This is a genomic window from Methylobacter sp. sgz302048 (genome assembly GCF_052162025.1).
GTDB lineage: Bacteria > Pseudomonadota > Gammaproteobacteria > Methylococcales > Methylomonadaceae > Methylobacter.
The window spans coordinates 2,484,180-2,498,948 of record NZ_CP197401.1 but is presented as its reverse complement, the minus strand read 5'-3'; the positions used below and the strand labels follow the sequence as shown (position 1 = coordinate 2,498,948).

The window sequence follows — 14,769 nt, the reverse complement described above, 5'->3', positions numbered from 1 at the left end:
TTAGCGTTTCATCAGCAAAATTATAAAAAATCGATGGTATTGAAATGATGTATATGATTGGAAAGGGGAGCAGTTCATTGATAGGGGGAAATCGGCTTACACGCATTTTATTCCTTCTGCGGAGTAAATTTTTCCGTAATAAAACCGTGACTTTTTCAATCTGCCGACTATTTTCATCAGAATTCCGTTTTGCGCCGATTGCGCGCCTTTGGCACTCCGCAGCCCTGCTGCTACAGCTTCAATGGCCAGTTGCCAATTTAAAGAGCCGGGTAGAAATGTCATGAAATATTCATTCAATAAGTCACTGGAAAGAAATAACGCCCCTCCTTTGAAAAATGATAAGCTTATGGCTGAAGTTAGAACTGCAATTAAAATGTACATTGGAAAATACAGGAAGTGCCTCGAGCCCTGGAAGAGAAAAAGTTGTTATGATTGGATGAGAGGCTTAAATGCTGATTTTTCATTGGTTGGTAGTTTGGGGTTTTTCAAATTCAGTTTAGAGGTCAATACATATTGATAAGTTAACGTAGTGTTTTTGGAGAGCGAGCAAATGAATACATTCACCTTGAGAAGTTTGATATTTCCAAATTATAGAGGCAGTCTTTTAGCTTTCTTTTTGGGTTGCATGCTTTGGCTGCCTGGTCAGGCTTTTGCTCAGGCGGATAGCAATTATCGCCTCAATCCGGGCGATAAGCTGCAAATTACCGTCTGGGAAGAGGAAAAGTTAAAACAGGATGTAGTGGTGCTGCCGGACGGCACAATCTCTTTTCCTCTGGTCGGCCATGTCGCCGCTGCCGGTAAAACGACTGAGGAGTTAGTCAGTTTACTACGGGAACGCCTTAAACAATTTATTCCGGACTCCGAAGTAAACGTCAGGTTACTCGCCGCAACGGGCAATATGATTTATGTGACCGGCGAGGTCGCCCATCCGGGGGCATTTGTGATGACAAGGCCTACGGATGTAATGCAAGCCTTGAGCATGGCCGGTGGCCTGACAGAATTTGCCAAGAAAAACAGCATTATCGTATTGAGGCGTGAAGCAGATGGTCGAGCCAAGTCCTTGCCTTTTGAGTACGGCGATGTTGAAGACGGCGAAAATATAGAATCGAATATTTTATTGCAAAGCGGCGATACTATCGTGGCGCCATGAACAATTTTAAAAGGAAAGCATGTACTACAGACGAAAAATGGCCATGCTCGCGCTGGCCTGCATTGGTTTTGGAAAAGACGTAGCCGCCGCCGAATGGGAAGTGAAAGGGGACCTGGGGCAACAGCTTGAGTACAATGACAATATATCATTGAATACTATTCGCAAGGACTCTGTTGCCGGATACGTCTTGAGGCCCAGCCTGCAAGCCAGCCGAAAAACGGAGGTATTGGATATCGCATTTGAAGGGCTGGGTGATATTCGCCGTTATGATGATTCGAACTGGGATTGCGATAACTATAGTCTAAGTCTTAACAATCAATATAAGACCAAGCGCAGCGTTTATGGTTTAAGTGGCGGTTACAGTGTTAGCTGCTCCTATGCCCAGCAAATTACAGACACAGGGTTGCTTGTGCCTAATAGTCAGTCTGAAGAGTATCGGGTAGAACCTTCGTGGGCCTGGCAGTGGACAGAGCGCGACAAGTTGAGCCTGATTGGCTCTTACTCCAAGACAAGCTATAGCAATTCATTTGTCGGCGTTGCCTTCAATAACCAAGGTTCACTGAATTTCAGCGGCAATGAGACTTACGCCGTTAGTCTGGGCGAGAGTCATGAGTGGAGCCGACGCCTTACCCTGACAGGAAATCTCTTTTATTCCAATATCAAATACACTGGATTTGGCATATCGGCTCTAAATGCAACGACTCAAAATCTGTTTGGCTTTGTGCTCGGGGGCAATTACGAAATCGATGAAAATTGGTCATTTAATGTCGGTGGGGGACCTGTATGGGTTGACGGCGTGGGACAGAATTTCGGTGGTGTTTCGCAGGAACAGAATTCCTCAGTATCCCTGGGCAGTAAGGCCAATATTGATGTAACCTATGACGGCAAGCTGACTAAGTTCTCTGCCGGCTATTCCAATTCTATTGATCCTAGCTCCTTGGGGCAAACGTTGCAAAACCACAACGTCTTCGCCAATTATTCTTATCGTTTTACCCAACATCTTTTGCTGGATCTCTCGGGAAATTTCTCAAATAACCAATCAATCGGCGGCGGCCAGTCGACAGGCAGCCAATTTGATCGCACCTACTTCACAACGGTCGCAGGCATTGCCTGGGAGCCCACGAGAAACTGGCAGCTCAAGGGCAGCTATGTTTACAGCTGGCAGGATTACCAGCAGGACCAGAATCTGCAAAATCTCCAGAATTTGCGGAATATCAATGTGGGAACGAGTCATTCCAATGCCGTGATGCTTTTTCTGAATTATTCTTGGGATGGCATTCAGCGTTCCCGTTAGCTTCTTAAGTCAACAAGCAACGGTTATCAAAGCGTTGCACTCATCAGCCGACCTAAGAGAGAGCGAGGTTGGCGTTTACCCGAATGTCCTGCCGTTCATAGAAACGTTATTCGGTGCGTTTCGAGTCGGGTTTGACGCCACTTGCACGAGCAGATCGTTAATCGTGCAACTGCCGTCGATCTGATTAAAAGGCATCCAACGGGGCGTCATACATGCAGCAGGCCAGAAAAGAATCGACAACTGGATGAACAATCATTTTTCGCCATTGAGGCACGTGCCGTTGCCGGGTTTGAAAGTCAACACGATCGTACCGATTCAACTAATAAAATCAGTTACGCTCAATTAATAAGTATTAGTGCCTAAGTATTAGTCCTAATTGAATTAAATTCACAGTAAATCATACTGAAGCTCAGAATAGACCGCTGTAAATACTTGCCCGATCCGGGTTACAACCTTGCAGGAGATTAAGACGTGTCATTGATAACCGTTGAAGTTTTAGACAAGGAAACCGGTAAAGTCAGAGCTGTTCCGGTTGCCGTTAATCCTACGTTTTTAAAAGGGGATAATCAGCCCGATATGCTTGACTATATCCAACGCATAATTGACCCGCGGCACAAGCCTGTCCTCAAACCGTTAAGAATAACACCACGCTATGGACATGGCTAGCTCAAGCGAAGATTAGTCATTAGTTCTGAATTGAACGGCTGCCTTCATTGCAAGGGGGGCAGGTTTTTAGTGCCTAATGAAATCAAAGTTCAGAGTACTCGGCCTTCCAAAATCAGAAAAATATGGAGCAGGATCCAGGAGCTTGAAATTGAGATAATAAAATGGATAAGGCAGCAATTATAAAATTGTTAAAAAAGAATTGGCTCATAGCCGATTCCTGGGAATAACCAGCTCCAATAGTGAACTTAACAACGTTTTAATGAAAGGACATTAATCAATTTCGCAGATAAATTAACCCGCAGGTAGAGTTAGCCCCAGAGAGTTCCTGAGTTTCAGTGGAAATTTTTCTTCGGAGTCGGATCCTCTAAAACAACGTTGCCGATATTGCCTTCTCGTTTCGGATAGTGACCACGAAGCCACAACCGATATCAATTTAGGGTGCGGCGGGAAACAATTTCCCTGGCTTTTGAAAAATAACATTCGCCTCTATATAAATGCTGGTTTTATCGCTCAACAGGAAAGTTATTTTTAGCCAAATCTTAAATCAATCCGTCGTTTTAAGATTATATTTGCGCACCCGGTAGCGCAACGTTTCCCGGGTAGTGCCCAATGCCCGCGTTGCAGCGGCCAGATTGTTGTCGGCCCGTTCCAGGGCGGTCTTGATAATGAAGCGATCCATGTCTTCCAGCGCCATGCTGCCGTCCAATGGTAAACAAATCCTGTCTTTCGATCCGGAAGCCGTGTCTTCCGAAGCCGTGCTTTCCTGGCCGGGTAATTGCAGCCACTGGACCGGAAAAACCGGACCGTCTGCAAACAGCACACAGCGTTCTATGACGTTGCGCAGTTCGCGGACATTGCCGGGCCAGTAATGGGCGCGCAATTTATCCCAGACCTGTTCTGGAATCTCTTTGACATGGCGGCCGGCCTTGGCGTTGTATTCGGCGACAAACAGCGGCACCAGCTCATCCAGATCCTCCTTGGCTTCGCGCAAAGGAGGCAGCATCACGCGGAATACGTTCAGGCGGTGGTAAAGATCGCTGCGGAAATTGCCGTCCCGTATCATTTGCTCGAGATCCTGGTTGCTGGCCGCGATAATCTGGACATCGACCGTAATTTCCTTCTCGCCGCCCAAGCGCCGCACTTTATGGTCTTCAATCGCTTTCAGCAGCTTGGCCTGTAAATCAAGCGGCATTTCGCCGATTTCATCCATGAACAGCGTGCCGCCGTCGGCTTGCTCCAGCAGGCCGCGGTGACGTCCCGAGGCGCCGGTAAAGGCTCCAGGTTCGTGACCGAACAATTCCGATTCCAGCAGCTCACGCGGCAGAGCGGCGCAATTGACTTCGATCATCGGGTGCCGCGCCCTGGCGCCGCCATAATGCAGGATGCGCGCCACCAGTCCTTTGCCGGTACCTGTCTCGCCACCTATGATCAGGGCGCTGAAAGGGACTTTGGTCAGGCGCGTCAGCAATTCCCGGACATTGCGCGCCTGGCGGCTCGATCCGACATAGGCTTCCGGCGAATAGCGCCTATGCTCCTGCCGTGTCTGATCAATAACCCGGCGCTGTATCGCCGCGCTGCGGGCTGCGCTGTTGACGACCAGATCGAGGCGATCCAGATCGCAAGGCTTTTCCAGAAAGTCATAAGCGCCCAAACGCAAGGCCCGGACCGAATCCGGCACGCTGCCGTAGCCAGTCAGAAACAGCCATTCGGCATAGCTGATGTTTTTTTTCATCTTTTCCATGAAATCCAGTGCATTGCCATCCGGTAGATTCATATCGGACAGGATCAGCAAAGGCTCCATCTCATCCCTAAGCAATAATTCCTCGGCTTCGGCCAGCGAGGTCGCCAGCATGACCTCCCAGTCGGATTGCCGATAGTGGCGTGACAGCTCCGAGCCCAACAGTTTTTCGTCCTCGATAATTAGCAGGGTTTCCATCAGGATTGATCTCCGGCAAGGTGACTATTCGGCAGAACGATAGACACACAGGCGCCATGCGGCTGGTAATTGGTGAGTCTGATGCTGCCGCCCATATCTTTGACAAAGCGTTGAACCATAGCCAGTCCCAGTCCGGTTCCGCGCTGGCGACTGGTACGGAACGGGCGAATGCCATAGTTCAGTATATCTTCTGAAAAGCCATGACCGTTGTCTATGACATCGATATGGAGTCCTTGCGCATCCTTGCGCGCTTTGATGCTGACCACGCCCGGTTCGCTTTCCAGCGCCTCGGCCGCATTCAGGATCAGGTTCAGCAGCGCCTGGCGCAGCGCGCTCTCGGGCAACTGCACCGGCAGCGGGCAGGGCGTGTCGATTTCCAGACGCACGGTTTCGGCAATCTGGTAGCGCGTCAACGTGACCAGATCGCGAATCAGCGAGGCCGCATCGAATTCGGTCGCCGGCTCCGGCGAGTGCCGGCTCTGGTCGAGCATCTCGTTGAGCAGCCGGGCCAGACGCTTCAGTTCTTCGCTGATCATATCCAGCCTTTCCTGCTGGTCGGGCGCCTGAATTTCGCGGCGGAGATTACTGAACGCGATCTGAATGCCGGCCAGTGGGTTGCGTATTTCATGCGCCAGTTCCGCCGCCACTTCGCCTATCGCCGCCAGCCGCTCCGCCCGCGCCAGGCTTGATTGCTGTTCCAGCAGGGCCTGCGTGGCCAGTTTGACTTCCTGCTGCAGGGACTGGGCATGCAGGCGTTTGACTTCCTCCAGTTCCGCCAGATGCTTGACCATTTCGTTATAGCTGTTGAATACCGGCAGCAGCAATGGATCAAGGTGATCGGTCGTGATCGGCGTGTAGTTTTCTTCTGTCAGCCGTTGCAGGAGTTGCTTCAAATCATTGAGCGGGTGCAGGATGCGGCTATGTAGAAATAGCACGGCCACTATCAGGGTCCAGGCCAGGATGACCAATGCCAGGTAAAGTTCGGTTTCCGTGGTGCGGCTGATGTTTTCCAGCAAATATTCGCGTTGCAGTGACTCGTTCTCGAGCGTATTGCTCATGACCTTGAGCGCTTTGATCAGACGCGTGTTTTTTTCCAGTTGATCCAGTTCGCCCACATCGATCAGCAGATCTCTGACCGTCCCCAGGCTTTGCCGGGTTTTTTCCGATAAATGACGGTTATCGGTCATTAACGCGTCCATTTCCTCCAGGGTTCTGGACAAGGCTTCGGGCGGCACAACCGGCACTGCTCCGGTCAGGTATTCGATCAGCGACTGCTGCAAGCTTACCGATACATTCTGAATGCGATGAGAATAGGTGACATACGATAAAACGGTTTCAAAACGGTGCAGGTTGCGCCAGATCATGCCGCCTAATATGGCCAGCGCCAGCAAAAGCAGTCCCAGAAACGCCAAGCCGCGCAGTTGGACAGGACGATAAAAGAGTGATTTCATTCGGAATAGGATTCAAGGCGCAAGGTAAGGGAGGAAAGCTTCACCTTGCGCCATTTGCATCAATAATTCAAATACAAATTAACAGACAGGATATGACTCATTCTGTCAGGTCCGACGGCCTTGCGGATATATTGGTTCATGTAACCGATTTCCGTTCGGGTGTTTTTGTCAAAATTGTAGCCGATGCCAGCAAATGCTCGGTTCTGGTCAAAGCCATCGTCGTTCCAGTCGGTTCGGTTGATATTGGCGAAATACTCGTCGGTTGCCACCAGGCTGAAATCGGTCGCGAAAGGCAATGGCGTTGATAGTTTCAACAACTGCCTGAAACGCCAGCCGACATCTTCGCCGTTCTGCACAAAGCGCTGCTCGAGGCGGCTGCGGCTGGTGATCGTACCGAACGAAAATTTCTCGCTCCACAGTAATTGCTGCCAGATACGATGCTCGTCAACCGGCGTGACGACGAAAGGCTCCTCGGTAGGAATGAAGGCGTAGCCTAGCCAGACACTGGTATTGTCGTTCAGTGCATAACCGAGGCCCGTACGCAGCATGCCCTGCGAGAAGCGCGAAGTATCCTCGCCGAAACGTCCCTGGCCTTCGAGCCAGTATTTGAAGCTCTTCAGTTCGGGATTGAGGACGCCCAAACTGCCCGTGGCCGTGATATTGCCCCAGGTTTGAAAATCCTCCGCCGTCTTGGCGGCTATGGGATCAGAAAGCGTCAGGCCAATCATTAGCGGTAAAGCCAGCCTCATCTTTGATATCTTCATTGTTCTTAACTTTATGTTTTATTTTTGTTACAGGCAAAGGAAGCAGTCCAGTTATTGCCGCACTGCATCATGGGGGATTATACCGGCTGATTGGAAACTCATGTAGGGTACGCACCGCGTACCTTTATTGAGCTGGATAATATTTGGAAAATGGTACGCGATGCGTAACCTAATTTTATCTCTGCATCAACCCCAGCAAGCCCTTCATCAATGCCAACGGCGTAGGCGGGCAGCCGGAAATCATCATATCCACCGGGATGACATTAGACACTGCGCCGCAACTGGCGTAGGAAATGCCAAACTCACCGCCGCAGGCGGCACAGTCTCCGGCTGCGATAACCCATTTCGGATCGGGCGTCGCCTCATAAGTACGCAGCAATGCAGTCTGCATGTGCCGTGAAACCGGGCCGGCCACGAGCAGCACATCAGCATGCCGGGGCGAGGCGACGAAATGAATGCCGAAGCGTTCTATGTCGTAGAAAGGATTATTGAGCGCATGGATCTCCAGTTCGCAGCCGTTGCAGGAGCCGACATCGACTTGCCTGATCGCGATACTGCCGGCGAATTTTCGGTCGATATGCCTTTTGATCTCGATGCCGAGCTGTTCGAGCTCATCATCTTTCGGCGCTTTAACCCGTTCGGTGACCACGCCGGTTGTCAGAATTTTTTTAAACAGTCTCAGCATGTGTTTTTCCTACAAATCATGTCCAGAATAGGAACCGTTCACGGATTTGTTGCAGACCGGAAAATCCGGCACGATGTTGTCCAGCACGAGTTTTTCCAGCGCCGGCCAATTCAGCAGGCTAGGGTCGCGCGGATAGAAGCGGGCGACGGTATTGCCGGCGTCAAAACGGACATAAGTGATGATTTCGCCGCGCCAGCCTTCGACGATGCCCAGACCTTCACGACCTTCCGCAGGTGATTGCCATGCGCTGCGCAGTTCGCCCGGCGCCAGCAGATCGATGAATTGCCCTATCAGTTTCAGGGCAACGCTGATCTCCTTGTATCTGACCCAGAAGCGAGAGGCGATATCGCCTTGCGTTTCCACCGGCACCTTGACAGTCAGCCGGTCATAAGGCGCATAAGGCGCATCGCGGCGCACATCGAAATCCTGCCCGCTGGCCCGGCCGACATAGCCCAGCGTGCCGAGAGCGGCGGCGATGTCTTCGGATAGGAAGCCCGCCGTGTAGAGCCTGTCTTCCAGGGATGAATTCAAGTCCAAAGCCGGCAGAATCTCGCTAAATTCGACTTTCAGGTGAGCTATCTCCCGTTTGATCGCGACGCCGGCCTGTTCAGACAGATCACAAGCCACGCCGCTCGGCACAATACGGTCCATCAACAGACGGTGGCCGAACAGTTGCGCATTGGTTCGTAGCCACAGTTCCCGCAGACGCGTGAACTGCATTTGCGCAAAGGCGAAACCGACGTCATTGCAGATAGCGCCCATGTCGCCCAAATGATTGGCGACCCGTTCGCGTTCGGCCAGAATGCCGCGTATTAGGGCCGCACGCGGCGGAATGTCAACACCGGCGGCCTGTTCCATGGCCATGCAGGCCGCCCAGCAATGCCCGACCGTGGTATCACCCGAAATTCGCCCTGCCAGCCGCGCTAGTTGCTCGGGCGTACGACCTTCGGCGATTTTCTCGATGCCCTTGTGCACATAGCCGAGGCGCTCTTCCAGATTCAGGATGGTTTCGCCCACGGCCTGAAAACGGAAATGGCCGGGCTCGATAATGCCGGCATGAACCGGCCCGACCGGAATTTCATAAACGCCCGCACCGTAAGCCTTGACGAACGGATAATCCCGATCGGGCGGCGTGATTGCTTCCGGCTCGCCCTGAACAGGAAAGTCCTTGCGCAACGGATAGCTGTTTTTGGGCCAGGCCTTGTGCCGTATCCAGGGGCGATTGTCGGGATGACCTACGAAATTCAGGCCGAACATATCCTGCGTATGGCGCTCGCTGCGGCTGGCGGTCGGATAAACCGTGGCCTGAGAAGGCAGTTCCGGTTTCGGGTTATGGATCCGGGTCCGGAGCAGGACATGGCGGCCCTGCTTCTCGAAACAGGCATTGATCAGAAACCATTCCTGCTCCTGCTCCGCCCAGCCGGCCGCCCAGCGCAGATTGTGCTGAACGGCCAGCTCCGCAAACCGTTGCCAGTCGCTGCTGATGATCTGCCACAGGCTCAACGGGCCGATGGCGAGCTGTTCAACCGAGAGGCCGGCTTCGTTGGTCTGCTTTAAAAAATCGGTCTTCCAGCTGGAATTTGAATGACTCATAACGGCGCACTCCCTGAGATTAATATCGTCGCCTGTGAAAACCAGTCAGCCAGGAAGCCCGGAATCGCCAGGCCCAGCCAGAGCACCAATCCCAAATGGATCATAACCGGCCACAGATTGGCTTTTATCGGTTGCTGGCCTTCGGGCTTGTCGCCATAGACGATCGGCTGGATATGCCGGAACAGGCCCGCGAAGGCGATACCGATGCCCAGCAACAACAACGGCGCCAGCCACGGATAGCTGTGCATCGTGGCTAGCAACACCAGAAACTCGCTGGTGAAGACGCCGAAAGGCGGGAAGCCGGCAATTGAAACCGTGCCGATCAGCAGGCCCCAGCCGATTTCCGGCTGGGTTTTGATCAGGCCGCGTATTTTTTCCATGCTTTGCGTACCGGCGAGCTGCGATGCATGGCCGACCGTCACGAAAATCGCCGACTTGGTCAGGGAATGCACGGTCATATGCAGCAAAGCCGCAAAAGTCGCCAAGGGGCCGCCGATGCCGAAAGCGAACGTCATCATGCCCATGTGCTCGATCGAGGAATAACTGAACAGCCTTTTGATGTCTTTTTGCCGGTGCAGGAACAAGGAGCCGATCAGGAAAGACAGCAGGCCGAATCCCATCATCAGGAAGCCGGCCATATCGGAATGGCTGGCGCCGTCAACCAGCATTTTGTTGCGCACGACGGCATAGAGCGCATCGTTGAGCAGAAGTCCGGATAAAACCGCCGACATCGGCGTCGGGCCTTCGGAATGGGCGTCGGGCAGCCAGTTATGCAGCGGCACGAGGCCGATCTTGGTGCCGTAGCCGATCAGCAGGAACACGAACGCGATTTTAAGCACTTCGGGGTTCAGCTTGTCGGCGTTTTCATAAAGCACCGACCAGAGCAGGGCGTTTTCTTCGCTGCCTATCTGCTCGGCCGCGTAATAGAGCAAAATCGTGCCGAACAGCGCCTGCGCGATGCCGACGCCGCAGAGGATGAAATATTTCCAGGCCGCCTCCACCGATTCAGGCGTGCGGTAAAGACTGACCAGCAGCACCGTCGCCAGTGTCGCGCCTTCCATCGCGACCCACAAAATGCCCATATTGTTGGTCATCAGCACCAGATACATCGACAGCATGAAGCCCTGGTACATGGCATGGTAAAGCTTCAGGCGCGCATCGTTGAGCCGGCCTATCTCCTTCTCGTGTTCCATATAAGGCGCAGAAAAAATGGCCGTAGTCAGGCCGACGAAAGCGGTCAGCACGATCAGGTAGACGTTGAACGGGTCGATCAGGAACGCCTTGCCGCTTGATAGAATCGTACCTTCGCGCAACACGTTAATGGCCAGCCAGACAGTGGCAACCAGATTGACGGCGTTTAATCGGATATTCAACAGGCCTGAATCGGCTCTGTGCCCAGCCAGTGCAAAAAAGGCCATGCCGAGCAGAGGAATCAAGAGCACCAGATAGGCTGCGATCATTTTTCCACCTCGCTCAAGCGGTTCAGCTTGTCGACATCGAGCGAATCAATACTGGTGCGAATATGAAAGAAAAAGATGCCGAACAGCACGGCCGCGATCAGCACATCGAACGCCACGCCCAGTTCGACTACCATCGGCATACCATGAGTGGCGACAACAGCGGCAAAAAACAAGCCGTTTTCTATCGACATGAAACCGACTACATGAGCGACAGCCTGCCGATGCGAGATCATCAACAGCATGCCGAGTAACATCACGGACAAACTGACGGCCAGCGCATTCAGCATGACCAGAGAAGACGTTTGTACGATAGGGTGCAGTATGTAATAGCTGAATACCATCAGGCTGGCGCCGCCCAGCATCACCGCAGAATTATTTTTCAACGCCTCAACATCGCGGTGCATGTCCATTTGCAACACTAAGCGCCGCAGCATCCACGGGATAAAAAACACTTTGAGGACCAGTGTCAGCGTGGCGGAAATATACAAATGATGGATATTCATACTGTAGGCGGCCACAGCGGTAGTCAAAGCCAGCAGCAAACCCTGTACGGCGAACACGAAAATCAGCCGCAATACTCGCCCCTGGCCCAGCATCAGAAAAGACGTGAGCCCAACCAATGCCGCCAGCGATAAGACGGCCTGCGTATAAAAGTCCAATTGCCCGATATTCATCAGCGAGCTCCCTCCAGAATGATATGGCTCAACATGCCCAGCAAGCCCAGCAAATAAGCAAAACTGAGGTATTCCTGCACGCGAAACAGGCGCATTTTAGCGAACAGTGTTTCCGATAGTGCCAGCAGAACCGCCAGCAAGGCCAATTTGCCCAGGATAGCCAATAATCCGTAGCTCAAATCCACAGGCGCAATTGTCTTGGCAATGCCCCAGGGAAAAAAGATGTTGGCAATCAGTACGCCGTACAGCATCAGTTTCAACTGGCTAGCCCATTCTATCAGCGCCAGATGGCGGCCGCTGTATTCCAGAATCATGGCTTCATGGATCATGGTTAGCTCCAGGTGCGTAGCCGGATTATCGACCGGGATGCGCCCGGTTTCGGCAATCGCGACCAGCATCAGCGAAAGCAGCGCGAAGATGAATGAAGGGCGCAAGACCAGTCCTTCATCGAGCACATGACCGATAGCGAACGATAGATTAGTCGTAGAGGCGGACATGGTCAGCGCAAAAATACTCATCAGCATGGCGGGCTCCGCCATCGATGATATCGTCATTTCGCGCGATGAGCCCATGCCTCCGAAGGCTGTGCCGATGTCCAGGCCGGCCAATGCCAGAAAAAAACGGGCAAAGGAAAAAAAACCGATCAGCACGATGACATCGGCGTTGGCCGAGGTGGGCAGATCGACGGCGATCAGCGGCACGATGCTGGCGGCCAGCACCATGGCCGAGAATATGATGTACGGGGAGGTCGTGAAGATCCAGGAGGCCTGATCCGAGACCACCGGCTGCTTGCGCGTCAGCTTGAGCAAGTCCCGGTAAGGCTGGAGCAAGGACGGCGCCTTGCGGTTTTGCAAGCGGCATTTGCACTTTTTGATCCAGCCGGCCAGCAGGGGCGCCAGCGCAACAAATAAAATGGTTTGTGAAATTGCCAATAACCAATTCATTAACTGATGATCCATAACATAATGATTAAGGTAACGAACGAATAGCCCAGATAAGTCCTGATATTGCCGGTCTGAATACGCCCGACCAGCCTGGCCGTCCTGTTGACGGCGCGCTCGATCGGCTGATACAGATGCGGCCAGCTGTGATCGTGAATTTGCAGGGAATAATGGATGGCCGCGACGTCCTGATTCATTGCTCCCTGGCTGTCTTTCCTGATCTGTTCATCGATAATCCAGACTTTGGCGAAAATACGCCTGAACGGCATAGTAAAGGCGCTGGAACTGTACTGCATGCGCGGGGTCAGGCCGCCGAAGCCGCAGTCCCAGGTTTCAGCCCGGCGCATGACCGTTGCAGGGCTGCGGCGCAGATACCGGAAACAGATGCCGGCTGCGATCAGGGCTCCGACCAGAACCAAAGGCGCCGAATAGGATGCCTGCTCAGCAGAGACCGGGGCCAGATGCAGCCAGCTCAGTTTGGCGCCGTCCGGCAAAGACGCTCCCAGCACTTGCCCGGCAATGTTATTGATCAGACCGATCATCAGGCCTGGAAAGATGCCGAACAGAAAGCACAGGCTGGCCAGCAGGGCAGGTCCTATCAGCATGCCTTTATCAGTAATTTCCTGTGCTTTAACGGAATGCCGCGAGCGGGGCAGCCCCAGAAACATGATGCCGAAGACATTGACGAAGCAGGCCGCCGCCAGGGCTGCGGTCAGTGCCAAAGCGGCGGCTGCGACCGGAATCAGGCTGCGCAAAATGCCATTATCGATGACATCGACCTGCAGTGCCGTCTGGAAAGCCAGCCATTCCGATACGAAGCCGTTAAATAGCGGCAACGACGAAATGCTCATGAAGCCGATCAGAAACAGCATGCTGGTTTTCGGCATGCGTTTGATCAGGCCGCCCATCAGGTCGATATTCAATTCATGCGTTTGATGATGAATAATGCCTGCGCTCAGGAACAGCAGGTTCTTGAATAACGCATGGTTGAAAGCGTGAAACAGCGCCGCCAGAAAACCCAGCGCCGCCAGTTGAGGATGATGCTGTGCCATGAAAATCATCGACAGGCCCAGCACCATAAAGATAATGCCGATATTCTCAACCGAACTGTAAGCCAGCAGCCGCTTTAAATTGGTCTGCATCATGGCGTACAAAATGCCGCCGAGGGCCGATAATGTGCCCACTATCATCAGCACCAGCCCCCATTGCCAGTGTACCTCGCCGATCAGGTCAAAGCAGAACCGGATCAGGCCGTACAATGCCACTTTCAGCATCACGCCGCTCATCAGGCCGGAAATATGCGACGGCGCCACCGGATGCGCTTCCGGCAGCCAGACGTGCACGGGCACGAGCCCCGCTTTCATGCCAAAGCCCAGCAATGCCAGCACAAACGCGATACTGGCCCAGGCGGTTGACAGCCGGGCCTCGCGCAAGGCATCGAATGTGAAGCCGTCGGCAAAGCTGGCCAGCACGCCGAAGCCCAGAATAATGGCCAGCGCTCCGATTTCCGCCATCAGCAGGTAAAGAAAAGCCGCGCGCCGGTTGGCCGGGTTGTCATGCTGAAACGCCACCAGAAAGTAGCTGGCGACCGACATCAGTTCCCAGGCGATCATGAAAAAGAAGGCGTCATCGGCCAACAGCACCAGCAACATGCCGGCAATGAAAAGGCTGCTGAACAAACTCAGGACGGCAAATGGATGTTTGTCTTCTTCGAAGGCCGAGACATAGCCGGGGCCGTAAATGCTGACGGCACTAACGGCAATGCCGATGATTAAAAAGAAGAAGCCTGAAAGATTGTCGAACCGCACTTGCCAGGGCAGCCAGGGCAGGCCGAGACCAATCTTGTCAGTGAATACTTCATTGCTGATCAGCGCGCCCAAACCGGCCAGTACGGCGAAAAATCCCGACAGGCCCAGCAAGCCGAATACAGCTTGTCGCACCAGAATTGGAATACGCGGATCTTCCAGATCATCAATTCCCCAACGCCGACTAAGCGCCAGGAGATTGATATTGCGGCGCTGATGGATCAGCAACGCCGGCAGGCAGGAGACGAAACTGAACAGGATGGAGCAGTAAACCAGTACAAGAATCATTCAATTCTCCGTAAAGCGATTCAGGGCAGGGCGATCGGTTGATCGCCCATTCTTTGGTGCTA

13 protein-coding genes are annotated in these 14,769 nt (G+C 53.0%); 3 read left to right on the top strand and 10 right to left on the bottom strand.

Annotation, left to right across the window (positions count from 1 at the left end; all coding sequences use genetic code 11):
* Positions 1-96: 96 nt before the first annotated feature.
* Positions 97-381, bottom strand: a complete 285-nt coding sequence (locus tag ACTNE6_RS11370) for a hypothetical protein (RefSeq protein WP_442496776.1) — start codon at positions 379-381, stop codon at positions 97-99.
* 148 nt (positions 382-529) lie between these two features.
* Here ACTNE6_RS11370 and ACTNE6_RS11365 point away from each other — a divergent pair, with 148 nt between their 5' ends.
* From ACTNE6_RS11365 to ACTNE6_RS11355, 3 genes are all read left to right on the top strand, one after another.
* On the top strand, positions 530-1,150 hold the full coding sequence (locus ACTNE6_RS11365) for a polysaccharide biosynthesis/export family protein (RefSeq protein ID WP_442496775.1): 621 nt from the start codon (positions 530-532) through the stop codon (positions 1,148-1,150).
* Between the two features lie 19 nt (positions 1,151-1,169).
* Positions 1,170-2,444 (top strand): hypothetical protein, encoded by a 1,275-nt coding sequence (locus ACTNE6_RS11360; protein WP_442496774.1) that lies wholly within the window; start codon positions 1,170-1,172, stop codon positions 2,442-2,444.
* 471 nt (positions 2,445-2,915) lie between these two features.
* Positions 2,916-3,110, top strand: coding sequence for a hypothetical protein (locus tag ACTNE6_RS11355; RefSeq protein ID WP_194970550.1), 195 nt, complete (start codon positions 2,916-2,918; stop codon positions 3,108-3,110).
* 544 nt (positions 3,111-3,654) lie between these two features.
* Here ACTNE6_RS11355 and ACTNE6_RS11350 read toward each other — a convergent pair.
* The 9 genes from ACTNE6_RS11350 to hyfB all read right to left on the bottom strand — a co-directional run bounded on the left by ACTNE6_RS11350 (position 3,655) and on the right by hyfB (position 14,707).
* Positions 3,655-5,049, bottom strand: coding sequence for a sigma-54-dependent transcriptional regulator (locus tag ACTNE6_RS11350; protein ID WP_442499694.1), 1,395 nt, complete (start codon positions 5,047-5,049; stop codon positions 3,655-3,657).
* On the bottom strand, positions 5,046-6,497 hold the full coding sequence (locus ACTNE6_RS11345) for a sensor histidine kinase (RefSeq protein WP_442496773.1): 1,452 nt from the start codon (positions 6,495-6,497) through the stop codon (positions 5,046-5,048). Before ACTNE6_RS11345 ends, ACTNE6_RS11350 begins: the two co-directional genes overlap by 4 nt.
* A 59-nt stretch (positions 6,498-6,556) precedes the next feature.
* The gene (locus tag ACTNE6_RS11340) at positions 6,557-7,261 is read right to left on the bottom strand and encodes a DUF2490 domain-containing protein (RefSeq protein WP_442496772.1); all 705 of its coding nucleotides are present in this window, start codon (positions 7,259-7,261) and stop codon (positions 6,557-6,559) included.
* 175 nt (positions 7,262-7,436) lie between these two features.
* A complete protein-coding gene (locus tag ACTNE6_RS11335) occupies positions 7,437-7,946 on the bottom strand; it encodes an NADH-quinone oxidoreductase subunit B family protein (protein WP_442496771.1) in 510 nt (169 codons plus the stop codon).
* A 9-nt stretch (positions 7,947-7,955) separates the two neighbouring features.
* Positions 7,956-9,539, bottom strand: coding sequence for a hydrogenase large subunit (locus tag ACTNE6_RS11330; RefSeq protein ID WP_442496770.1), 1,584 nt, complete (start codon positions 9,537-9,539; stop codon positions 7,956-7,958).
* Positions 9,536-10,999, bottom strand: a complete 1,464-nt coding sequence (locus ACTNE6_RS11325; protein ID WP_442496769.1) for a hydrogenase 4 subunit F — start codon at positions 10,997-10,999, stop codon at positions 9,536-9,538. The genes ACTNE6_RS11330 and ACTNE6_RS11325 overlap by 4 nt, the downstream gene beginning before the upstream one ends.
* Positions 10,996-11,673: a formate hydrogenlyase gene (locus ACTNE6_RS11320; RefSeq protein ID WP_442496768.1), complete on the bottom strand. Its 678-nt coding sequence runs from the start codon at positions 11,671-11,673 to the stop codon at positions 10,996-10,998. Before ACTNE6_RS11320 ends, ACTNE6_RS11325 begins: the two co-directional genes overlap by 4 nt.
* On the bottom strand, positions 11,673-12,617 hold the full coding sequence (locus tag ACTNE6_RS11315; protein ID WP_442496767.1) for a respiratory chain complex I subunit 1 family protein: 945 nt from the start codon (positions 12,615-12,617) through the stop codon (positions 11,673-11,675). The genes ACTNE6_RS11320 and ACTNE6_RS11315 overlap by 1 nt, the downstream gene beginning before the upstream one ends.
* Entirely contained in the window at positions 12,617-14,707 is a 2,091-nt protein-coding gene (gene hyfB, locus ACTNE6_RS11310; protein ID WP_442496766.1) for a hydrogenase 4 subunit B, read from the bottom strand. The genes ACTNE6_RS11315 and hyfB overlap by 1 nt, the downstream gene beginning before the upstream one ends.
* Positions 14,708-14,769: the final 62 nt, after the last annotated feature.

Coding starts and splice junctions, on each gene's coding strand:
- ACTNE6_RS11335 (WP_442496771.1), bottom strand. CDS start 7,946: ATGCTGAGACTGTTTAAAAAAATTCTGACAACCGGCGTGGTCACCGAA.
- ACTNE6_RS11315 (WP_442496767.1), bottom strand. CDS start 12,617: ATGAATTGGTTATTGGCAATTTCACAAACCATTTTATTTGTTGCGCTG.
- ACTNE6_RS11325 (WP_442496769.1), bottom strand. CDS start 10,999: ATGATCGCAGCCTATCTGGTGCTCTTGATTCCTCTGCTCGGCATGGCC.
- ACTNE6_RS11340 (WP_442496772.1), bottom strand. CDS start 7,261: ATGAAGATATCAAAGATGAGGCTGGCTTTACCGCTAATGATTGGCCTG.
- ACTNE6_RS11320 (WP_442496768.1), bottom strand. CDS start 11,673: ATGAATATCGGGCAATTGGACTTTTATACGCAGGCCGTCTTATCGCTG.
- ACTNE6_RS11370 (WP_442496776.1), bottom strand. CDS start 381: ATGTACATTTTAATTGCAGTTCTAACTTCAGCCATAAGCTTATCATTT.
- ACTNE6_RS11360 (WP_442496774.1), top strand. CDS start 1,170: ATGTACTACAGACGAAAAATGGCCATGCTCGCGCTGGCCTGCATTGGT.
- ACTNE6_RS11330 (WP_442496770.1), bottom strand. CDS start 9,539: ATGAGTCATTCAAATTCCAGCTGGAAGACCGATTTTTTAAAGCAGACC.
- hyfB (WP_442496766.1), bottom strand. CDS start 14,707: ATGATTCTTGTACTGGTTTACTGCTCCATCCTGTTCAGTTTCGTCTCC.
- ACTNE6_RS11345 (WP_442496773.1), bottom strand. CDS start 6,497: ATGAAATCACTCTTTTATCGTCCTGTCCAACTGCGCGGCTTGGCGTTT.